Here is a 21371-nt window from a genome sequence, read left to right as displayed (position 1 = left end):
CCGTAAATGGTTGAAGTTATCAGGGCTAAGACAGCCGGATTCTGCATGGGCGTAGACCTTGCCCTCAACAAACTTGATTCCCTTATCGAAAAAAATGAAAACGGGAAAATATATATCCTCGGACCTATTATCCACAATCCGCAGGTTCTGGAAGACTATGAAAAACAAGGCGTTGTTACCGCCAAAACCCCGGACGAAGTTCCTGAAGACGCATACGTAGTAATCCGCGCGCATGGTGTTCCCAAATCTGTGGAAGACGATCTGCGCCAACGCGGAGTATATGTAATTGACGCCACCTGCCCGAAGGTAAAAAAAGCCCAGCTGCTCATCCAGCGCAATACCGAAGATGACCGTATCCTGCTTCTCTACGGCGAAGACAGCCACCCGGAAGTAAAGGGGCTGCTCAGCTACGGTCCGGCCGGTCCGCACCTCTTCGACTCGCTTGAAGAACTTCAGGCAATCAATCTGGACCCGAACAAGAAATACTGTCTGGCTGCCCAGACCACGCAGGACCGCGCAGTCTATGCCGACTGCATTCAGTACCTTGAAAGCAAAGGCATCGACTTCGTAACCCTGAACACAATCTGCGATGCAACCCGCCAGCGTCAGGATGAAGCGATCTCCCTTTCCGGCAAGGTCGATCACATGATTGTTGTAGGCGGACGGATTTCCGGCAACACCCGCCGCCTTGTACAGGTGGTTGAAACCGCGGGAACTAAGTGCACCCACGTTGAAATTGCCGATGAACTTCCTCTGGATGAGCTGAAAAAGATTAGTAGAATCGGCCTCACCGCCGGAGCTTCCACTCCTAAACGTCTGGTGGACGGTATCCAGCAGATTCTGGAAAATTTGTAGGAAAAATTAACATCCGTTACTCAAAAGCCCGAAGCGCAATATGCGCTGCGGGCTTTTTCTGTCTAAAAAAACTTCCTCAATTTCTTGCCTTTCAATCGCTCCTTCGTTGACAACTCCCCGGCTCTTCACTACCTAAAATAACAGGCCCTAGTCTTATCTACTTATTAACACATGTCAGAGAACAGACCTTAGAGCCGACCGGCGAACAACACTTACCGTTATCAGGAGTGTCAAATGCCTAAATATGTCATCGAGAGAGAAATTCCGGGAGCAGGAGATTTAACACCGGAAACTTTGCAGGAAATTTCGCAAAAATCATGTTCAGTCCTGAATGAGCTCGGACCGCAGGTTCAGTGGGTGCAAAGCTACGTTACTGACAACAAGATTTACTGCATCTACATTGCCCCGGACGAAGCGTCAGTCCGCGAACATGCAGAAAAAGGCGGATTCCCCGCTAACAGTGTTGCCGAAGTACGGACCATGATTGACCCGACCACAGCTGAATAAAAAAATCGCACACAGCAGAAAGAAGAAACCCCCGGCTTTGAAAAGCCGGGGGGTTCTTAATTTGAGGGTCTGCTATAAATAAGCAGGCATTTTTTAGCACAATTAGTTTTTACAAATCACTGCCCTGCTCAACCACAGCCTGATCCCATTGGTACTTCTTAAAACTCTGTTTGAAGAAGAGAGAATAGAGCACCGGGCAGAGAATCAGCGTCAGTACGGTGGCGAACATAAGCCCGGACATAATGCAGTTGGCCATGGGACGCCACATCTCACCACCCTGCAGGGACAGCGGGACCATGCCGATAATGGTCGTGGTGGCGGTCATGATAATCGGCCTTGCACGCTCAAGGGATGCTAGCACAATGGAGTTATCAAGCCCCATCCCGCGACCGCGCAGGATTTCAATACGGTCAATGAGCATAATTGCATTGTTAACGATAATCCCAAGCAGACTGATCATCCCCAGCATGGGCATGAATCCGAAAGGCGAATTGGTCAGGATCATCCCCGGCGTAATACCGCACATCATCGGCGGCAAAGTAAGCAGGATGATCAGCGGACGGCGGAAGGAGTTGAACTGAAAGATCAGCACCAGCACCAGAAGCCCCATGGCAAGAGGCATGTTGGCGTTGATGGCTTCCTGGCTTTCCTGACTCTTCTCGAACTCACCGCCGTAAGCAACAGAATATCCCATAGGCCAGCTTTCGGAATGCATCATCTTTTCGATTTCAGGCCGCACCGCATTCAGGGTCTGCATGGCAAAATAACCGTCGAACAAGTCAGCCTTGACTGTCATGGTCCGTGTCTGGTCCCTGCGCCGGATATCCGAGGGCTGCCAGACCAATTCAGATGATGCGATCTGGCTCAGGGGAACATTTTTCTGATCCTGATAGGAATAGACATTCAAACTTTCAAGTTTATCCAGACGGTCACGGAAATCCCCTTCACTGCGCAGCATGATGGGAATATTTGTATCACCGTCGCGATAGGTTGAAGCCTGATATCCGCTCATACTTGATTGTAGACTGAGTGCCACATCGGAACTGGTCAGTCCGGCCTGACGGGCCTTATCCTGATCAACATTCACTTCCATCTTTTTGGTCCACTGTCCCCAGTCATCCCATACACGGGCAACGCCGGGTGTATGCTCCACCAGCGCGGCAACCTTATCACGCAAATGATAAAGGGTTTGCTGGTCAGGACCGGAAATACGAATCTGGACCGGAGCACCGACCGGAGGACCGTTCATCAGCTTTTTGAGACTGAAATCGGCATCCGGGAAATGGGCTTTAAGTTCATTACGGGTGCGGTCAATGACTTCATCAGTAGCTTCAACACTCTTGGTATTAACTACGAATGTGGCAAGGTTGTCGTTGCGCTGTTCAAGGTTCAGCGGCAGATACCAGCGAGGTCCGCCGTGACCGATAAAAGTTCCCACACTATCCACGCCCTCGTCAGCAAGCAGGAATCTCTCGAGCTTACCCACTTCGTCAGCGGTGGAGGTGATGTCAGTACCAAAGGGCTGCCAGAAATCAATAGTGAACTGGGCGCGCTCGTTGGGCGGAAAGAACATCTTGGGTACAAACTGGAATCCCCAGAACGCGGTCATGCAACCGATCAGCACCACCGCCAGAAAACTGGGGCGATGCCTGAGGCAGAAGAGCAGCATGGACCTGTAAATTCGGTACATGCGGCTGGAAAAGGTCTGTATAACGACCTTGGGCTTAAGCACGTAGTAGCAGAGCATGGGAACCATGGACATGGACAGCCCCCACGAGCAAAGTAGGGTCAGGCTGACTACGATGAACAGGGAAAAGCAGTATTCCCCGGTGGTGTTCTCTGCCAACGGAATGGGCAGAAAGGCGAAGACAGTGGTCAAAGAAGCTGCCAGCAACGGCATCCAAAGCTCGGATACGGCCCCGGCAACAGCCTTCAACCGTTCCTCACCGGAAGCAAGGCGCACCAGAATGGCCTCGGAAACAACAACCCCGTTATCAACCAGAATACCCAACGCGATAATCAGCGAAGCAATGGAAATACGCTGCAGTCCCACATCAAAAAGAGGCATCAGCCCAAGACAGCCGAGCATAGCCATTGGAACAAGTGAACCTGCAACCAGACCAGTCTTAAAACCGGCAAAAACGAGGATTACGATTACAACGAAGATAAATGATTCGAGCAGGTTGATCATGAAGTCGGTGACTGCCGTATCAACATAATCCGGCTGATAGACAACCACGTTGTATTCCATGCCGTGATAAAGATCTTTGGACAGTTTTTCCAGCTTGGCAGAAACTAGCTCACCAACTTCCATGATGTTGTTACCGTCGGCCATAGAGATAGCCAACATGATGCACGGATCGCCGTTGTAGCGGGCCATTACTCCCGGCGGGTCCGCAAAACCACGGGTAATATCTGTTACATCGGAAAGCTTAAGCGAGGTCCGCATGCCTTCGACGCGCAGGGACATATCTTTAATGTCGTCGACTGATTTAAATTCCCCGGTAGGCTCAATATAGATGCGCTCCGGCCCGACTTTTGCCGAACCACTTGGGCGGATCATATTCTGCTGGCTGAGCATCTGGGCCAGAGCAAAGGGCGTGATTCCCGCTGCAGCCATGCGCGAATTGGAGAAATCAACAAAAACCCTCTCATCCTGCAAACCCCAGCGGTCAACTTTACCGACACTTGGTATGGAAAGCAGTTCATCACGGGTATAGTCAGCAACATCTTTAAGCTCACGGTAGCTGAAACCGTCCCCGGTAAGTGCGACCACAATACCAAAAACGTCCCCGAACTCATCGTTGACTATCGGCTCATAAGCCTCGGCAGGCAGATCCTTTTTGGCATCGAGCACTTTGTTGCGCAGCCGCTGCCAGATCGGGGTCATATTTTTCTGGCTATCCTGAAATTCCACCTCAATGATGGAAAGTCCGGTCATGGATTGGGATTTGACGTTCTTGATGACATCAATTTCCCTGATCTTTTCTTCAAGTTTATCAGTAACCAGCTCTTCTACCCTCTGCGGGGAAGCTCCGGGAAAAACAGTCAGAATAACAGCGGTCCTGATGGTAAAATCAGGGTCCTCAGACTTGGGGATACTAAAAAAAGTGGACACCCCGGCAAAAGCGATAAGCACAAACAGGGCAATGGAAGTCCTATTGTTTTCTATGCACCATCTGGCGAGGTTCACGACAGCCCCCCGACATTACGGACCTTGAGACCTTCCTTAAGAGAATGGACTCCGCGAGTAACCACGGTATCGCCGGACTTAAGACCATTTTTAATCAGGATACCCTTCGCTGAAATGGGACCAACCTCAACATCACGGCGTTTAACTACTGAACCGTTCTCAACCACCCAGACATGTTTGGTTCCGTCAGGATTACCAACGATTGCAGAAGGAGCCACGAAGACGTTCGTTCCTGCGGAACGTCCATCAAAACGGACATTGCCGGACATACCGCTACGGACTATCTGCTTGGAATTATCAAGGTAAACTTTGACCGGAAATGAAGCTCCCTCGTTAGTACCGATACCAACTTCCATGATCACGCCCTTCATTACTTTACCGGGCAGGGCATCAAAAGCAACCTGTACTTCCTCGCCCTCTTCCACTGTGGAAATCAAAGTATCGGGCAACGAGATATGCATCTTCATCTGCTTACCGGCATTGAAACCGATGACTTTCTGACCGGATTGCACGTTCTGGTGAACGTTCACGGCTACGGCTCCAACCCAACCGTCAAAGGGTGCCTTGAGTACGGTATAGCGCAGGCGTTTGCGGGAAATATCTAGTTTCTTTGCTGAAGCATTCAGCTGCGCCTGATAGGATTTAAAGTCAGCTTCTGACTGGTCGAGTTCGGACTTGGAAACAACCTTGCGCTCGTAGAGCTGGCTGATACGCTTAACATCAGCCTTGGCGCGAACGAAGTTAGCGCGGACCTGCTCAAGATTTGATTCCGCCTGTCTAACTTCCAGCTCGTAATCTTCAGGGTCCAATCGGGCGAGAACTTCCCCGGCCCGGAACTTGCGTCCGATCTGGTCACCGGGGAAAGAAACAATCTTTCCACCTACACGAAAGGACAGATCAGACTGCAGGGCATCCTCTGCTGTGCCGGAAAATACCCAGTTTCTGCCGGAAGCACCTTCGCCAACCTGCATGGTTTTGACCGGACGCAAAATTTCCTGCACCGGGGCAGGCTTTTCCTTGCAGCCTGTCAAAGCAAAACCGAGTACCAATATTGAAATAATTATCAGTTTTTTCATTTTAAAATCCCTCCTAGCAGCAAACGAATGCCACGACCCTTCTGGACAGAATATTAATAAGTTCTTCAATCCGCTCCGGAGTCATTTCATCCCAGCCTACTCGATCAGTAAACGCCTTGGCCTTAACGAACTTCAGAACAATACCGATCAAAGCAGTCCCGGTAGCCAGAACCTCAGTATATGAAGCTCCCTCCGGCATGGCGGCTTGCAGCAAAACATTCATGGATTTTATGGAAGGTTCAAAGAAATCCTTATCCAAAATCGGGTATACTTCACTGGGAGCAGCCATTTCGCGATTTATCAGCATGATGCCCCAGATAGTAATCGGGTCACTAAGTATTCCTTCCATCTGTGAACGGAAAAACCATGCCACCATTTCTTCCTTGGAAATCTCACCGGACTTGTACTGCTCAACATGCTCCCGGACAACTTCAGGGCTGGGCATAAACTCATCACGAAATTTAATAATTTCCCTGAACACAGCTTCATAAAGCCCCTGCTTGCCTCCGAAATGATAACCGACGGTTGCAAGGTTCACTTCAGCCTCTGAAGCAAGACTGCGCATGCTCACGCCGTTAAAACCGTTCATGGCAAATAGCCGCAGGCCGACTTCAATCAACTTCTCGCGGGTCTCTTCACCACGGGCCTTGTTCGTTTTTCCTTTTGGATGGACTGTCATATTTAAACCTCTCAGCTGAGAATTTCTCATTCTTATTAATGTGAGATTTAAACGCAGGTTAAACCAAAGTCAAACGTTTGTTTAAATAATTCGTTTTAATTAAATGTTTAAAACTTTTGTTTATCTAAATTAATGCTTGATAACAGATAGTTAAGAAATAAAATCTAAACTTTCATTATGGATAAAAATAAAATAAGTACTGCTTAGAATCAGTTTTTCAATCAACTATCCCGAAAAAACAGGAAATCAGCATGAAAGCCCTACTGGTCATTGATATGCAAAAAGCATTGTTCGCTGCCGGAAACCGCTATGACGCAAATGGCGTCATCGGCAGAATCAATCAACTCATCGAAAAGTTCCGCAAGGATGGGATGCCGCTGATATTTATCCGCCACAACAGCGAAGAAGATGGACTAGGGGCAGGAACGGAAGGTTGGCAAATTATGAGCGAACTTGATTATCGCAAAACAGATTTAACCGTCGAAAAAGTCCACTGCGATGCTTTCTGTGAAACTCAGCTTGCCGAAACACTGGCAGAATTGAAGATAAACGAGTTGATCATAAGCTGCTGCTGCACCGATTTCTGCATTGACACCACAGTCCGGCAGGCCGCAAGCATGGACTACAAGGTTCGTGTTGTCTCTGACGCACACACCACTGCGAACAAACCGTACCTAAAAGCAAAAACAATCATTGAGCACCATAATTTCGTCTGGTCTGAATTGTACAGCCCGCAGCTAATCGAAGTTCTGCCCACGCAAACCATTTTGGAAGAGCTATAAAAAAAATCCCGCCGAACCTGGTTCAGCGGGAGTTTTTATTCTCTATGATGGTGGATGCTTAACTTAAACGAGTAGCTTCCAGCACATTCTCAATGGTCTTGAGTTTATTCAGGGAACGATGCAGGTGACCGAGGTCGGTAACTTCAACTGTGAATTCCAATACGGAACTACCGTCGAGGTCGGACTTGAATTCACCGGAATCAATGTTCACATCCATCTCGGTGAGCACGGTACAAATCTTTGCCAGCATACCCTTGCTGTTACGGCAGCGGATACGGATCTGAGCCGGGTGCTGGGATTCTTCCTGCCCGCCGGTCCATGAAACATTCAGCAACCTTTCCTCTTCAAGGCTCTTGATATTCGGACAGGTGGCGGAGTGGATAACAACTCCACGCCCACGGCTGATGTAACCGATAATCGGCTCACCGGGCAGCGGAGTACAACATCCGGCAAAACGAATCAGAACATTATCCACACCTTCGATGTCGATAGAGCTGGCTACGCCTTTACTTTTATCCCCGTCATGTTCCTGATGCTGCTGCTCCTGCTTTGGTTCTTCTTCAATACCCTCAGCTTCGTTAAGGATAGCATGCAGCCTCCCCAGCACCTTACGCGGAGTAATGCGTGAGTAACCGATATTTGAGAGCAGATCGTCAACATGCCCAAAGTTAAACTCATCAGCCAGCATGATGAAGTAACCGTCTTTCATGGCCTTAGCCACATTAATATTCATGCGGCGCCCTTCTTTTTCAAGCAGTTCCTTGGCAAGGATAATGGAACGGGTCCTCTCCTCGGTGCGGATATAGTGCTTGATGCGGGTTCGGGCCTTGGCTGTTTTTACAAACTTAAGCCAGTCGCGGCTGGGCTTACGCTTTTTATCGGTGAAGACTTCAATGGTATCACCATTCTTGAGTACCGAATTAAGCGGAACCATGCGGCCATTAACTTTGGCCCCGGTACAGTGGTTACCGACTTCGGTGTGAATTGCGAAAGCAAAGTCCACCGGGGTGGCACCGTCCGGCAATTCCTTGATCTCCCCTGCCGGGGTGAACACATAGACCTCATCGTTGAAGAGATCGAAACGCAAGGAAGCCATGAATTCGCGGGGGTCTTCAAGTTCCCGCTGCCAATCCATAATCTGCCTGAGCCATGAAAAACGCTCGGCATCGCGGTTCTGCTTGGAATCACTCCTACCGGATTCCTTGTACTGCCAGTGCGCGGCAACACCGTACTCTGCTACCTGCTGCATCTCTTCGGTCCTGATCTGGATCTCGATACGCTCACCTTCCGGTCCGATGACCGTGGTGTGCAGGGACTGGTACATGTTGGCCTTGGGAATGGAAATATAATCCTTGAACTTGCCGGATACAGGCTTCCACATGGAATGGACCAGACCGAGCACGGAGTAACAGTCCTTCACGGAATCAACGATTACCCGGAACGCAATGATGTCATGAACCTGATCAAGGCTTAAGCCCTGACGCTGCATCTTCTTGTGGATGCTGTATTTATGCTTGGTCCGTCCTTTGATGCGACCTTCAATCTCGTTATTTTCAAGAATACCGGTTAGCAATCCGATGACGTTGTCCACATATTCTTTTCCGACAGTGTGCTGCCGCTCCAGACCGTCAGTAATATCCTGATATACATCCGGCTTGAGGTAGAAGAGACAAAGGTCCTCAAGGTCGCGCTTGACCATGTACAGCCCCAGCCTGTTGGCAAGCGGGGAATAGATATCCATAGTTTCCTGCGCAATGAGCAGCTGCTTGTAATTCTTCTGAAAATCAAGGGTGCGCATGTTGTGCAGACGGTCGGCCAGCTTCACCATAAGCACGCGGATATCCTCCGCCATAGCCAGAATCATCTTACGGATATTCTCCGCCTTGGCGATGGCCTTGGATTCAAAATCCATCATGCTGATCTTGGTCACACCGTCAACAATATCAGCAACTTCTTCACCGAAAAGATCAGCAATCTCATCAATGGTGGTATCGGTATCTTCAACTGTATCATGCAACAGGCCGGCGGCCACAGTTGGCTCATCAAGGCGCATGTCAGCCAGAATCTTGGCCACATGCAAGGGATGGGCAAGATAAGGTTCACCGGAAAGACGCACTTGCCCTTCATGTGCCCGTGCGGAAAAAACATAAGCCCGCTGGATCAGGTCCAGATCAGGGTCATCAATATAGGAACTGACAACGTCAGTGATTTCATTAATGCGTATCATAATTACTGCTGTAAACTCGGTTTCTTCTGTAATTGTGCGGGAATCCACCACCAGTCGGCATTGTAGCCCAGACCAGCGGGTTCCACTTTCAAACCTTTAATCCGGCTGCTGTAAATCGGCAGGGCCATGGGAACATAAAGAAAACAATACGGCTGCTCTTCATGCATTATTTCCTGAATGCGGTCATATATGACTTTGCGCTCAGCCTGATCAAGAGTGGAACGCCCACGATCCAGTAATTCATCAAGCTCGCTATTTTTATATTTGATAAAATTAAGTCCGCCGTCTACGGCCTTGGATGAATGCCAGACAGTATAGCTATCAGGGTCCTGCAATATATTCCAACTAAGTAAAGTAGCATCAAAACGACCTTTCAAAATAAAGTCATTAAGGAACGCCGCCCACTCCACAGTCCTGATTTTAACTTCTATTCCGACCCCCTTCAGACGGTTCTGAATAATTGTTGCAGCCTTAATACGCAAGGAGTTTCCCTGATTAATAAGAATAGTAAAGGAAAACGGCCTGCCATCCCGATCCAGAATACCGTCTCCATCTGTGTCAGCCCAACCCGCTTCCTTGAACAAGGCTTTTGCTTTTTCAGGATGGTAACCATAAGGCTTGAGCTTGTCGTTATACACCCATGTCCCGGGTTTGTATGGTCCCATAGCCGGATACCCAAGGCCGAGAAGCACACCTTTAACTATTTCCTCTTTATCAATGGCGTAATTTATGGCCCGACGGACCCGCACATCTTTGAAAAAAGGACTCTCCATATTAAATCCGAGATAGGAATAAGAAAAGGAAAGATATTTAAATTTATTAAAATCACGTTCCCAATTCGCGCTCTTGGTCTGAAAAAGGTATTGCTGCGGTGTCAGTCCCATGTTGTCGAGACTACCACTTTTAAGCTCAAGGAATTGAGTTGAAAGATCGGGTATGACCCGGTAGACCAACTCATCAATATAGGGCCGCCCCTCAAAATAATCATCGTTAGCCTCAAGTATCAATCGTCGTCCGGGAACCCACTCCTTAAGTTTATAGGGGCCTGCACCTACCGGATTGCGTCTGTACTTTGTAGTATTCAGGTCTTCATTTTCAAGAATATGCTTGGGCAGAATATCCGAGGCCCAGGTAATCAGGGAACGGGCGAATACTTTATCGTAACGCACTTCGAAAGTATATTTCCCGGTCAGTTTAAATTCTTTTATATTCTGGAAATCCCCGGCATATGCGGTCGGCGTATCCGGATCAACCATCATTTTATACGTAAACTCAACATCTTCGGCGGTAAGGGGTTCTCCGTCAAACCACTTGATATCCTCACGCAACTTAAATTTAAGCAGCTTTCCACCTTCCAGAACTTCAAAAGATTCTGCTGCGTATGGAACTAATTCAATATCTTTATTGTATTTAAGCGGAGAAACAAATATCTTACTGGCGACTGCGTGACTGGCCGCATCAGTGGAAAGGGTTGAAATAAGGCACATGGGCTCAGCCAGAGCAGGTTCCGTAAGCCTCCCTCCATAAATCGGTTCAGAACTATCGGGACTCTCCACAACCGGGGCTGAAACCTTATTTTTAGGAGAATCCTGAGCACTATCCTGTGAACAGGCGGGAAACACCGCCAGACAACAGAGGATCACCAGAACTACAATCAATCTATTCATGTTATCCTTATTTTTTTGAATAAAAATCTTTCATTAAGCCAACTACATTGATAATATATGCAGTATGGACTATTGTGGATTAAAAGCCAAGTAATCAACCGATACAGATTGACCGGAAGCGCTTTTTACCTTACGGATTCAGCGAAAGCGATTCAATTCAATCTATTATTTATATAAGACATTTATTTCATATAAGATATAATTAACTAAGGAAAGTTACAGTTCGGGGAAAATGTTATTATGTCTCAAAACGAAGAAGCTGTAGTAAAGTCAATTCTCAAATCATTTGTCTCGGACACTGTCCCGGAATACATTCTGGACGGTGCGCGCACTATCGTTAACTCTGACGGGGTCCAAAAATTAGACCTTAAAAAGCGCGAAAGGTACTGGGACGTTGATGCCTCCATTCAAGGCGACGATTTTCAAAACTACTCCTCGGAGCTGGGTCTCAACCTAGCCGAGGAAAGCATTAACCATTATTGCAACTGCCCGGAATCATTTTCCGGCGTATGCAAACATGTAGGTGCTGCCGCGCTGAAACTGCTTCTCTCCCTCGATTCCGAGGAAGAAAAGGCTGAAAACCAGAAGCAGAGTGACTGGCGCCAGAATTTCCGTTCCTTTTTCGCAACGGAACTGGAACCGGAAGCAGGCAAACACTACATTCTTTACCGCATGTATCCGGAACCGGAAAGATTGCAGGTGGCACTTTTCCGTGCCCGCCAGAACAAATCCGGCCTCTCACAGGTGCAGAATGAAATAGAACTGCAGAATGTGATTGATAAACCGGAATGGAGCGAAACCTCCCCCAGCCTGCCACAGGTAGCCGAACAGATCGGGCACTACCTTGATTATCGCGGCCACCGGGTAGAAATTCCTTCCGGCCTGCATGCATGGTTCTTCACAGCCATTAAAGATGAATACTACATGTTCCTGCGAGACACGGATATTCCAATCCGCATCGAAAGCAGGACCATGCAGCTTAAGCTCTCCCCGGAACTTTCCGAGGAAGGCCTCTCTTTCGACATTCTCCTTTCCGACGAAGGCAAGCCGCCTTTCTCTATTATGGATGATGACGAAGTATTTTTCTATGGCCGCCTCCCGCTCTGGGTATACTGGAAACAGGGTTTCTACCCCGTCCAGACCACCCTCGCGCCTAAACTGGTGCAGGAAATGCGCATCCAGAACCCGGTTATTCCTCCCGGAGAGATCCCGGAATTCCTTGACCGCGTATGGACCCAGATTCCGGTTTCCGACCTGCATGACCATGAGGAATTCCTTGAGAAGATGCAGCCGTTCTTTGTTCCGGCTACATTCAATCCCAAGCTCTACCTCAACGAGGAAGGCTCTCTGCTGACCATCAGGGTCGACAATATTTACGAGACCGAACATGGGGAAATCTCCATGGGCGAACCCAACCCCGACCTGCAGACCGGCAGCTACAAAGATGGCGAGAAATCCTATCTGGTACGCCGTGCCCAGGACGAGGAAGCACAGCTCTTTGCCGAGCTTCGAGACATGGGTTTCCAGCCGCGGAACAACTCCATATGGTTTATGGAACAGGAAGCAGCTATCACCTTCCTGCTCGACCATTACCCGCAGCTGGTTGAAGCTTACCGGATCTACGGAGAGAAGAACCTGACCCGTTACAAGGTAAGGCTCACCTCCCCGCAGATTGTCGCTGAAGTTGAGACCGATGAAGATAATAAGTGGTTCAACCTCGACATCAATGTCGAATACGATGACCAGCGCGTCCCCATTGAAAAAATATGGGAAGCATGGAGTCAGGGCAAACGATACGTCCAGCTCAAAGACGGTTCATACACCAGCCTGCCGGAATCGTGGCTCAAAAAACTCAGCCACAAGCTCAAGGCACTCGGTTACGATCCCGAGCAGCCTCCGCGCCAGCAGTTCGAGCAGTATGAAACTCCCGTGCTGGATAAAATCATCGAGGACCTTCCCGACGCAAAAACCGACGAACATTTCGTCAAGCTGCGTGAGAAAATCCACAACTTCGATGAAATCAAGATGCTCAACCAGCCCAAGGCTCTGAATGCCACCCTGCGTCCCTACCAGGTACAGGGCCTGAGCTATCTGAACTTCCTGCGCGACTACAAGTTCGGCGGTATCCTTGCAGATGAAATGGGGCTAGGTAAAACCATCCAGACCCTGTCCTTCATCCTTTCCCTGTACGAACGGGGCATTACCGGACCGAACCTGATTATTGTACCGACTTCGGTTATGCCCAACTGGGAACGTGAAGCGCAGAAATTCTGTCCGCACCTACCGGTCTTGACCATTTACGGATCAAGACGCGAGGATCTGTTCAAGAAAATACCGGACTCCACAATCGTAATCACCACTTACGCATTGCTGCGCCGTGATCTTGAAGAGCTGCTCAAGCACGAATATACTTCTGTAATTCTTGATGAAGCACAGAACATCAAGAACCCGAACACTATCACCGCCAAGTCGGTGCGCAAACTCAAGAGTGATATGCGCCTCTGCCTTTCCGGTACGCCCATTGAAAACAACCTCTTTGAGCTTTGGTCCCTGTTCGAGTTCCTTATGCCCGGCTTCCTCAGTTCACAGCACGCTTTTCAGCGCGGTATCGTCAAACCCATCAAGGATGGTGACGAAGACACCCTCAACTACCTGCGCACAAGGGTGAAACCGTTTATCCTGCGCCGTACTAAATCCGAGGTGGCCAAGGACCTGCCGCCTAAAATCGAGACCGTCCATTACTGCGATCTCATCGAGGAACAGCGCGAACTTTACAACGCCCTTGCCAAGCGCCTCAAAGATCAGGTTCTCAGAGACGTGGACGAAAAAGGCATGGCCAAAAGTCAGATGTCTATTCTCGACGCCCTGCTCAAGCTGCGCCAGATCTGCTGTCACCCGCGTCTGCTCAAGCTGGATATGCCCGGCCTGTCCACCAACCTGCCCTCAGGTAAATTCGATGCCTTCAAGGATCTCATCTTTGATATTGTCGAAGGCGGGCACAAGGTTCTGGTCTTCTCCCAGTTCGTCCAGATGCTGCACGTGATCCGCTCCTGGCTGACCATTAAGGACATCCCGTTTACCTATCTTGACGGTTCCAGTAAGGACCGCTTCGAACAGGTCGACCGCTTTAATGACAGCCCGGATATCCCTATCTTCCTCATCTCGTTGAAAGCGGGTGGTACCGGCCTTAACCTGACCTCTGCCGACTACGTTATCCACTACGATCCGTGGTGGAACCCCGCAGTGGAAAATCAGGCTACTGACCGAACCCACCGTATCGGCCAGAAACGTCAGGTCTTCGCCTACAAGATGATCTGCCAGAATACTGTGGAAGAAAAAATCCTCGGACTGCAGGAAATGAAGAAAAGCGTAGCGGATGCCATTATCCCCGGCCAGTCTGCACTCAAGTCACTTACCCGTGACGATCTCGAAATGTTGTTTGAAATTTAATTCAAATGTAACACTCTAAATCATTCCTCATGATTAAATTGGCCCGGAACCAGACATTGGTTCCGGGCTTTTTATATTCAGGAGGACCCCATGAACAAAGCAATCAAATTATCCATTCTTGCTTTCACTGATAACCAGCTTCCCTACCGTAATTTACAGACCCACTCACAAATGGACATAAAGTTCTGCACTGAACTGGAACATTTTTTTCGCGAAGCCTTAAGTAAAGACTTTTCCGGCATGCTCCTTGAGATGAAAAAGGTTATGGATATACCATCACGTGAGCGCAACAAGATATTTACCATGGCTTCCGCAAAGCCGCTCATGCGCACTCGGGTCAACAGAAATGCCGCTTATTATGTTGATGACCCTGACCAATTTTACAATGACTGTACCCTCAAAACCAAAGCCCAACTTCGTCGCCATCGTCGTATCAATGTAGAACTACCTGTCATAATCAGCTATGAGGATGACCATGTCATGGCAAAGGAATACAAAGCAATGATCGTCAACCTCTCCGAGTACGGGTGCTTCATGAAAACAAGCACCGATCTTTCTGATAACCACCTTGTAAACATCCGCATAAATGATATCGACAACAAGCTGCCCATCTGCGGTGGAATCCGCTGGAGCAGTACTCCTCAAAGCGGAATATACGGATACGGAATCCAGTTCATGGATATTAAACCTGACCAGTCCAAGCAGATTCATAATAAATTGATCAAGCCTCATATATAAAATCAGCATAAAGCCTGACTGCTTTTCCCAACACAACATAAAATCATACTCTCAACATTTTTCCTTTTGTTGTTGACAACAAGCTGTCTAAAATTTAATTGATATTGAAACTCAACTTCAAATCATAACAATAAACCGGAGGAGCATATGTTTATCCCAGATTCAATGTGCGGATGCGCAGAGGTAAAACTCAATGAACGAAAAGCGGTCAGAATTTCACTGTTTGAAGTCCAGTTCAAAAAGGAAGCAATGATTCTGATCGGCATGGGCATAAAACAACAGGCAGCAAAACACGGCCTTCCAGAAGGCATTATCAAAGCACACATGAAAGGCAATCTCTTTATCGCGCCTCCCTCAAAGCACCTCTACTTTCTTTTTCATCTACCGGAAATAGACGCAGACATGCACATATCTATTCCCCCCTGCCATTTTGATTTCGTAGGCTAGGCGAATAAATCCTTATTTCACGGGATGAAACCTGGCCAGACTTTCCACTTGATCGTGTGAAGGGAAGTCCGTCTCCGACACCTGCTCCGGCCTGCAGGTGAACAGGTTTCTCCCGTGTTTATTACACCCTACAAGCTATAAATCTGGTGGAGTAAAATGAGTTACCAAAACAACCAGGTCATCATCTACACCGACAATCCTGAGCAATATTCTGATTCTAGTATTTCGAAATATATGGAACTTAAGTTTTGTTCCTGCCCTATGAAATTCTGCAACACGATGTTGGAAAAAGAATATTCCGGGATGATTCTTGATGTGCGGAAAATTATGCAGACCCCATGCGGAGAGCGAAACCGGATACTAAGCATTTCAAAAGCAATACCTACCATCAGAAGCATAGAAAAACATAAAGAAACTGTCTTCTTAGACGACCACGAAAACTTCATATGCGACTGCCTGAACCGAAAATGCAGGCTTGCAAAATCGTCATGCCCAATAAATGTAAATATCCCGATTGAAATTAGTTTCGAAAATGACCCCGCAATGTCTAAAAGTGTCAACGGTGCAGTGCATCATCTTTGTGCTGAAGGCTGCTTCTTCCACACTGACGCGGACCTCAAAGACAACAATTTCCTGAACCTGAAGATATACTCATTAAAAAACAGACTCCCAATTTTTTGCGGAATATGCACAGAGCAAAACAAAACGCAATGCTCCTGCGGTTACAGGGTCAAATTTCTGGACATCAAGCCAGACCAGAAAGCAGAAATCGATACGATCGTAGGTGACTGCGATGAACGGCAACGAGTAGTGCTGCCTAATCCGTAGACACCCGGCCTCAGGCTGTGCGATAATCTTTCATTATGAATGCAACTGCACAAACATTCCGCAGCCTGACCGCCGTCCTAATCATGCTACTGCTGGCTGCGCCGGGATGCTCATTTTTCTATAAACCAATTGAGCAGGCGCACGTTTACGCTCTACAAAAAGAATATGATGCAGCAGTTGCAAAGCTGACCGACATAATTGATTCCGACTACACAGAAGAAAAGAAAGCGCAGGCTTTCATGCTTCGTGGACAGGCCTACACCTCGCTAAAAGAATATCGTAAAGCATACAGAGACCTGCAGGTGGCATGGAAGCTCTCGTGCCATCTGTACCAGTCAAAGCCTCTCGAACAGGTTGATATGGCCCAAGATGCGCAGATGGAGCAGCAGACGACAAATGCAACAGGGCAAGGCCCGATGCCTTTCAGCTCCGCGAAAGCCTGCATAGAAGACCTCCCGTTTCTCATCGACGAGCTGAAACCCTTCACCAGTGAATTCGGCGCTATCATGGCTACACAGGAAGCCTCAGCTATCGTGAAAGAAATGTTTCCTGAATTGCCTAGATAAAATACCTGCAGTTACCCTTCGGGGGAGCCTCCCGGCAGGCACTTTCAGCGGGACCAAAAAAATTTATTGGAAAAGTTTCTCTGAACTCTTCAAAAACTATTATTTGGGCTTCGCTGCTCTGTTTTCATAAATTCTGCTTTGGAATAAAAAAATCCCCAATCTCGTTGAGATTGGGGATTTGATTTTGCTGGTTTGCAAGCCTGCTTAGAACGGAACTTCGTCCATACCGCTGGCTTCGGAAGGGAATGCAGGACCGAGATCCTCTTCTTCCTGAAAACCGCCGCCCTGCTGCTGAGGCTGCTGGTTGTTGTACTGCTGCTGCTGGGGCTGACCCTGATAGCCGCCACCCTGCTGCTGGTTGTTGTTGTACTGACCACCGCCCTGCTGCTGGTATCCACCCTGCTGCTGGCCCTGAAAACCGCCTGCATCCTGTCTGCTGTCCAGTCCCTGAACATTGTTAGCAACGATTTCAGTTGTGTAGCGGTCCTGACCGTTCTGATCCTGCCATTTGCGGGTCTGCAATTTACCTTCAACCATAACCAGTCGGCCTTTGGAAAGATACTTGCCCACGAACTCAGCAGTGTGTCTCCATGCGGTAACACGATGCCATTCGGTCTTATCAACCTTCTGTCCGGTGTTGCGGTCTTTGTAACCTTCGTCAGTAGCAACTGAGAAGTTTGCAAAAGCCTGACCGGATGTTGTATATGAAAGTTTCGGGTCCTGCCCGATACGGCCTATCAAAATTACTTTATTCATGCTTCCAGCCATTTAGGCCCCCATTATCTGAATTTTCTTTTGGATGCGATTTTTTCCGCGGAACTCAGCTCGTCTTCAAGATCGTAGCTGATAGTATTGGCTTCCGAAGCCTTCCAGTCGCCAAGAGCTTTTTCCATGCGCAATTTTAGATCGTAAGCCTTACGGATCGAATCCGCCATGGCATCGGCCTTTTCATCCGGGATCATGCCCAACTCCAGCCTGTCCTTAAGGTCCTCGACAAGTTCGATAACCCCGTGCGGACGGCCTTCAACGTGCGGTTGTTCCCATGCAGTCTCAACCAGATAAGGCCATTTTTTCTCAACTTCCGCCTCATCATATGTGCGTGCCATGACCCTGATCTGAAGAACATTACCCATGTCAAAAATCCTTTATTAATACGGAAAAAAAGAGTCCGTCAATGGCAAGATTTAAAAAGGCAAAAGCCCTTATTAATCAACCTCTTCCCATTCACTCTGAACTCGGTTCACCACTTCCTGAATCTGCTTGAGCTGGTCAGCGGGGCAGATCCCGATCAGCGGCTGCGCTGCATCAACGTTGTCACCGTTATGGAAGTAAACGGAGTAAATCAGGCCTTCGGGACCGCTGTAGTTCAGCGGGGTTTCCCTTTTCATACGGGAAACAATGAACAAATCCATACCCTCGGTAACTTTGACAGAACGTTCACCGGAGCCTTTGATTTTAGCATCAACTTCGGGGGTGAAATAATATTTGGCTTTTTCGGGAGCATTGAACAGGAACAGTGCTTTTTTGAGAATCAGCTGAATAACTTCTTCTTTGGAAAGAAAGTGGCGGATTTTGATCAGCACTTCACCGGCTTCTACAAAGCTGCCTTCCAGATCTTCACGAATGGCAACAATCTCACCTTTCTCAGGAGCAGTAATACTTTTGGTATTACGCTCACGGGTAAGCTTAGCGAGCACAGTGCCGGGTTTTTCTTTCCATTCACCGGAAGGACCATTAACTTTATCCCCTACTTTGAGTCCGGAAAATTCAACAGTTCCGGTATGGGGAACGGAGATTTCAATTTCTTCATAGGGAGAAGCCTTGATTTCTTCAAGCAGTTCCTTAATATTAAGCATTATATAAACCTCTGAATTATTTTCACTTATATTCCGCCACAATGGGCGAATATCATTTTCTTACATATAAAAACCGGAAACCTTGAAACCAGAATCCGGTCCGGGCAATTTGCAGACATTATCAGGCAAAGTCAACCTGCTGCGACACTCCCTAACACAGAAATCCAGATACGATAAGAACCTACACAAACGAAGGTATATTCCAAACAGCTTCGCACAATTTCTAAAACAAAACGTGAAGCCATCCTACCTATAATATAAATTCCGGCCCCCCATGGTCATGAAGGCCTGCCCGATATTGCGGGCCATTTCACGGCGGTCCCAGATACCCTGAATGTGTCCCCGAGAAAGTGCATTCCATGCATTGTGGTAATCAGGAGGCACGGGAATTCCGATAGTTTCAGTGATAACCCGCGGTCCGGCAAAACCGATTTTCGAAGAACGAATGCCGAACTGGTAAGGCGAACAGCCCAGAAAACTGGCCACGGACCCACCGTAGGAATTTGTATCATAAATGACAAGATACAACCCACCGGCATCAACGTAACGGCGAAGGGCCATAGTACAACGAGGCATTTGCAAAACACCATTTGTACCTTCCTGAATACGAATCCCGGCTGTTCCATGCGCATAAAAAATAAGCGGCAACTGCTTACGCTGTGCCCGTTCTGCAGCCCGGATAATCTTCTCTCCTTCGGCAGCCCCGACAGAGCCACCCCGGAAAGGAGCAGCAAGGCAGATAACCACGGCATTAATCCCATCCAGACGGGTCTCAAAAGTAATACAGGATGAACGCAGCCCGGTCTTCTTGCGGGCCTCATCGAGCTTGAGATCAAACCCTTCGTAACCGAGTGGATTGGCAGCTTCTATGCCGGAATTGAATTCAAAACCCTCGGCATAGTTGAAAACATTATACAGATACCACTGATATTCCATGGGAAAATGGTGCCCGCAATTGCTGCATACCCCGGCAAAATCGCCGAAAAGATCCGGAGCCCAGAGATCAAGACAACCTTCGGATGCAGAGTTGGGACAGGTGAAGGTACGGTCATCCCTGCATTTGGGGCTGCTGTACTTCCAGCGTCCTTCCTCAAAGCATGGTGACTGGTCAGAGGTAGATAGGCAAAGCAGCTTTTCACGCACATCGCTGGAAATTTTCGGTGATGAACCGTTACCGGGCTGACCTTTTTTCAGGAGCCGCGCAGTACGTTCCTTAACCAGATGGGCCTCGGCCTGAATCTCTTCCATACCCTGCTTGGCCGCACGCACAGTACGTCCCACAAGATTGTAAACAAATAGCGACTTGGTAGACCAGGCCACACCCTGCACAGCCGCGCCCATCTTAAGGAAAAATGACCGCTGATCCATATAGGCATCTGTGGAAAGATTGCGGAATTTTTCATACCGCTTATCGACCAACCGCGCACGGGCTCGTGAGCTGAGTGCCCAGCGCATGAAAACATCCTCGCCCTCTTCCGGACCTTTCTGCTTGAGAGCCATGGCCCGGAAAAGCTTAAGCCCTTTCACGGAAATACAGACCTCGTTGGTGGCCCGGATAACTTCCGACCGCAAATTGCGGAAAAAATCATAACTGGCGGGCTTGGCCCCGAGATGGGGTTCCTGAATCACCCGGTCAATATAACCCATGGAAAGATTTTCTTCGGCTGTGATGCCGAGTTTGCGGGCGCACCCGGCAATAAGCGAATCGTCAACCCGGCTGCCGTCGCGAAGATTGGCCTCGATTGCCGCCGCTCCTTCGGGGGAAATAACGGAATAGTAGCCGTGGGAAAGCATGAGCCTGCGGTCAGCAAAACCGATAGCTTCAGCTCCGCCTGACCCACCCTCGGAAATAATGGACACAATAGGCACATCAATCTGGCCCATCTCATAAAGATTCTTAGCAATCTGCTGCGCCGCGCCGGGATAATCCTCCACCGGATAGGAACCGGGGGTAAAAACATAGGTATGGATGGGAATACCTTCGGCCTGCGCGACTTTCATGTAGTGCAGAGCCTTGGCATTACCCCAGGGTTTTACTGAACCACCGTTGCGGAACTCCTGCCCGTGTCCTTTTTCCTGACCGATGACCATGACCGGCTGATGGACGACCTTCTGCCCCACCCGGCGGGTGATATAAGCCTGAGCGATGAGCATAGATGGATCAATGCTGAATTCACCCAACCCGCCAAGCTCTGTATAGTTATCGTAAACATTTTCCAGAATATCAGTCAGGCAGATGCGCTGTGGATGACGTACAATACGCACCCGGTCCATGGGCGTAAGATCTTTTTCCAGCTTGGACTCAAGAAAAGAAAAAAGATCCTCAAGCCTGAGAAGTCTGGCCAGAGAATTTTCAGTGGATATTGTCCCACGCAGACTGCGAAACTCCGCAAGCTCCGAATTAAGCATGGAAATATTGGCATTTTCGAGATTCCCGAAAATGTCCTTAATGTAACTTAGCCGCTCCGCAAGAGCGTCGATGCGCTTATCAATATTCATA

17 protein-coding genes are annotated in these 21371 nt (G+C 48.5%); 8 read left to right on the top strand and 9 right to left on the bottom strand.

Going from position 1 to position 21371, the window contains the following annotated elements; translation table 11 throughout:
• Window positions 1–6 precede the first annotated feature (6 nt).
• Together ispH and ACNI29_RS13565 are read left to right on the top strand one after the other, a co-directional pair.
• Window positions 7–855, top strand: coding sequence for a 4-hydroxy-3-methylbut-2-enyl diphosphate reductase (ispH, locus tag ACNI29_RS13570; protein WP_419778905.1), 849 nt, complete (start codon window positions 7–9; stop codon window positions 853–855).
• Between the two features lie 234 nt (window positions 856–1089).
• Window positions 1090–1362, top strand: a complete 273-nt coding sequence (locus tag ACNI29_RS13565; RefSeq protein WP_419778904.1) for a DUF4242 domain-containing protein — start codon at window positions 1090–1092, stop codon at window positions 1360–1362.
• Window positions 1363–1471: 109 nt separating this feature from the next.
• On the opposite strand, the gene ACNI29_RS13560 is transcribed toward ACNI29_RS13565, so the two are convergent.
• Genes ACNI29_RS13560 through ACNI29_RS13550 form a run of 3 tightly spaced genes read right to left on the bottom strand, consistent with a single transcriptional unit; the run spans window position 1472 to window position 6310 of the window.
• Window positions 1472–4555, bottom strand: coding sequence for an efflux RND transporter permease subunit (locus tag ACNI29_RS13560; protein WP_419778903.1), 3084 nt, complete (start codon window positions 4553–4555; stop codon window positions 1472–1474).
• Window positions 4552–5631 (bottom strand): efflux RND transporter periplasmic adaptor subunit, encoded by a 1080-nt coding sequence (locus ACNI29_RS13555; protein ID WP_419778902.1) that lies wholly within the window; start codon window positions 5629–5631, stop codon window positions 4552–4554. Before ACNI29_RS13555 ends, ACNI29_RS13560 begins: the two co-directional genes overlap by 4 nt.
• A gap of 13 nt (window positions 5632–5644) precedes the next feature.
• On the bottom strand, window positions 5645–6310 hold the full coding sequence (locus ACNI29_RS13550; protein ID WP_419778901.1) for a CerR family C-terminal domain-containing protein: 666 nt from the start codon (window positions 6308–6310) through the stop codon (window positions 5645–5647).
• Between the two features lie 251 nt (window positions 6311–6561).
• On the opposite strand from ACNI29_RS13550, the gene ACNI29_RS13545 reads away from it, so the two are divergent.
• Entirely contained in the window at window positions 6562–7092 is a 531-nt protein-coding gene (locus tag ACNI29_RS13545; RefSeq protein ID WP_419778900.1) for a cysteine hydrolase family protein, read from the top strand.
• 58 nt (window positions 7093–7150) lie between these two features.
• Here ACNI29_RS13545 and ACNI29_RS13540 read toward each other — a convergent pair whose 3' ends face one another.
• Together ACNI29_RS13540 and ACNI29_RS13535 are read right to left on the bottom strand one after the other, a co-directional pair.
• Window positions 7151–9319, bottom strand: a complete 2169-nt coding sequence (locus ACNI29_RS13540) for a RelA/SpoT family protein (RefSeq protein ID WP_419778899.1) — start codon at window positions 9317–9319, stop codon at window positions 7151–7153.
• A gap of 2 nt (window positions 9320–9321) precedes the next feature.
• Entirely contained in the window at window positions 9322–10986 is a 1665-nt protein-coding gene (locus ACNI29_RS13535) for a peptide-binding protein (RefSeq protein ID WP_419778898.1), read from the bottom strand.
• 240 nt (window positions 10987–11226) lie between these two features.
• On the opposite strand from ACNI29_RS13535, the gene ACNI29_RS13530 reads away from it, so the two are divergent.
• The 5 genes from ACNI29_RS13530 to ACNI29_RS13510 all read left to right on the top strand — a co-directional run bounded on the left by ACNI29_RS13530 (window position 11227) and on the right by ACNI29_RS13510 (window position 17015).
• Complete coding sequence (locus ACNI29_RS13530; protein WP_419778897.1) at window positions 11227–14436, top strand: DEAD/DEAH box helicase; 3210 nt, start codon at window positions 11227–11229, stop codon at window positions 14434–14436.
• Window positions 14437–14526: 90 nt separating this feature from the next.
• Window positions 14527–15174, top strand: a complete 648-nt coding sequence (locus ACNI29_RS13525) for a PilZ domain-containing protein (protein ID WP_419778896.1) — start codon at window positions 14527–14529, stop codon at window positions 15172–15174.
• A 147-nt stretch (window positions 15175–15321) separates the two neighbouring features.
• On the top strand, window positions 15322–15621 hold the full coding sequence (locus ACNI29_RS13520; RefSeq protein WP_419778895.1) for a hypothetical protein: 300 nt from the start codon (window positions 15322–15324) through the stop codon (window positions 15619–15621).
• Between the two features lie 543 nt (window positions 15622–16164).
• A complete protein-coding gene (locus ACNI29_RS13515; RefSeq protein ID WP_419778894.1) occupies window positions 16165–16449 on the top strand; it encodes a hypothetical protein in 285 nt (94 codons plus the stop codon).
• A gap of 35 nt (window positions 16450–16484) precedes the next feature.
• On the top strand, window positions 16485–17015 hold the full coding sequence (locus tag ACNI29_RS13510; RefSeq protein WP_419778893.1) for a tetratricopeptide repeat protein: 531 nt from the start codon (window positions 16485–16487) through the stop codon (window positions 17013–17015).
• 204 nt (window positions 17016–17219) lie between these two features.
• Here the strand turns inward: ACNI29_RS13510 and ACNI29_RS13505 are convergent, their stop codons facing one another.
• The 4 genes from ACNI29_RS13505 to ACNI29_RS13490 all read right to left on the bottom strand — a co-directional run bounded on the left by ACNI29_RS13505 (window position 17220) and on the right by ACNI29_RS13490 (window position 21370).
• Window positions 17220–17783 carry a single-stranded DNA-binding protein gene (locus ACNI29_RS13505; RefSeq protein ID WP_419778892.1) on the bottom strand — a complete coding sequence of 188 codons (564 nt, stop codon included), beginning with the start codon at window positions 17781–17783 and terminating at the stop codon, window positions 17220–17222.
• 11 nt (window positions 17784–17794) lie between these two features.
• Window positions 17795–18148, bottom strand: a complete 354-nt coding sequence (locus ACNI29_RS13500) for a hypothetical protein (protein WP_419778891.1) — start codon at window positions 18146–18148, stop codon at window positions 17795–17797.
• A 72-nt stretch (window positions 18149–18220) separates the two neighbouring features.
• The gene (locus tag ACNI29_RS13495) at window positions 18221–18871 is read right to left on the bottom strand and encodes a biotin attachment protein (RefSeq protein WP_419778890.1); all 651 of its coding nucleotides are present in this window, start codon (window positions 18869–18871) and stop codon (window positions 18221–18223) included.
• A gap of 246 nt (window positions 18872–19117) precedes the next feature.
• On the bottom strand, window positions 19118–21370 hold the full coding sequence (locus ACNI29_RS13490; protein ID WP_419778889.1) for a carboxyl transferase domain-containing protein: 2253 nt from the start codon (window positions 21368–21370) through the stop codon (window positions 19118–19120).
• Window position 21371 lies beyond the last annotated feature (1 nt).

This window comes from Maridesulfovibrio spiralis (SeqCode), from assembly GCF_048571135.1.
Lineage (GTDB): Bacteria > Desulfobacterota > Desulfovibrionia > Desulfovibrionales > Desulfovibrionaceae > Maridesulfovibrio > Maridesulfovibrio spiralis.
The sequence above is the reverse complement of the archived record's forward strand: the minus strand, read 5'-3'. Positions and strand labels throughout refer to the sequence as shown.

Excerpts from the sequence above, each read along its gene's own strand:
- ACNI29_RS13565 (WP_419778904.1), top strand. The coding sequence starts at position 1,090 with ATGCCTAAATATGTCATCGAGAGAGAAATTCCGGGAGCAGGAGATTTA.
- ispH (WP_419778905.1), top strand. The coding sequence starts at position 7 with ATGGTTGAAGTTATCAGGGCTAAGACAGCCGGATTCTGCATGGGCGTA.
- ACNI29_RS13555 (WP_419778902.1), bottom strand. The coding sequence starts at position 5,631 with ATGAAAAAACTGATAATTATTTCAATATTGGTACTCGGTTTTGCTTTG.
- ACNI29_RS13515 (WP_419778894.1), top strand. The coding sequence starts at position 16,165 with ATGTCTAAAAGTGTCAACGGTGCAGTGCATCATCTTTGTGCTGAAGGC.
- ACNI29_RS13510 (WP_419778893.1), top strand. The coding sequence starts at position 16,485 with ATGAATGCAACTGCACAAACATTCCGCAGCCTGACCGCCGTCCTAATC.
- ACNI29_RS13520 (WP_419778895.1), top strand. The coding sequence starts at position 15,322 with ATGTTTATCCCAGATTCAATGTGCGGATGCGCAGAGGTAAAACTCAAT.
- ACNI29_RS13550 (WP_419778901.1), bottom strand. The coding sequence starts at position 6,310 with ATGACAGTCCATCCAAAAGGAAAAACGAACAAGGCCCGTGGTGAAGAG.
- ACNI29_RS13500 (WP_419778891.1), bottom strand. The coding sequence starts at position 18,148 with ATGGGTAATGTTCTTCAGATCAGGGTCATGGCACGCACATATGATGAG.
- ACNI29_RS13490 (WP_419778889.1), bottom strand. The coding sequence starts at position 21,370 with ATGAATATTGATAAGCGCATCGACGCTCTTGCGGAGCGGCTAAGTTAC.
- ACNI29_RS13535 (WP_419778898.1), bottom strand. The coding sequence starts at position 10,986 with ATGAATAGATTGATTGTAGTTCTGGTGATCCTCTGTTGTCTGGCGGTG.
- ACNI29_RS13495 (WP_419778890.1), bottom strand. The coding sequence starts at position 18,871 with ATGCTTAATATTAAGGAACTGCTTGAAGAAATCAAGGCTTCTCCCTAT.
- ACNI29_RS13505 (WP_419778892.1), bottom strand. The coding sequence starts at position 17,783 with ATGGCTGGAAGCATGAATAAAGTAATTTTGATAGGCCGTATCGGGCAG.
- ACNI29_RS13545 (WP_419778900.1), top strand. The coding sequence starts at position 6,562 with ATGAAAGCCCTACTGGTCATTGATATGCAAAAAGCATTGTTCGCTGCC.
- ACNI29_RS13540 (WP_419778899.1), bottom strand. The coding sequence starts at position 9,319 with ATGATACGCATTAATGAAATCACTGACGTTGTCAGTTCCTATATTGAT.
- ACNI29_RS13525 (WP_419778896.1), top strand. The coding sequence starts at position 14,527 with ATGAACAAAGCAATCAAATTATCCATTCTTGCTTTCACTGATAACCAG.
- ACNI29_RS13530 (WP_419778897.1), top strand. The coding sequence starts at position 11,227 with ATGTCTCAAAACGAAGAAGCTGTAGTAAAGTCAATTCTCAAATCATTT.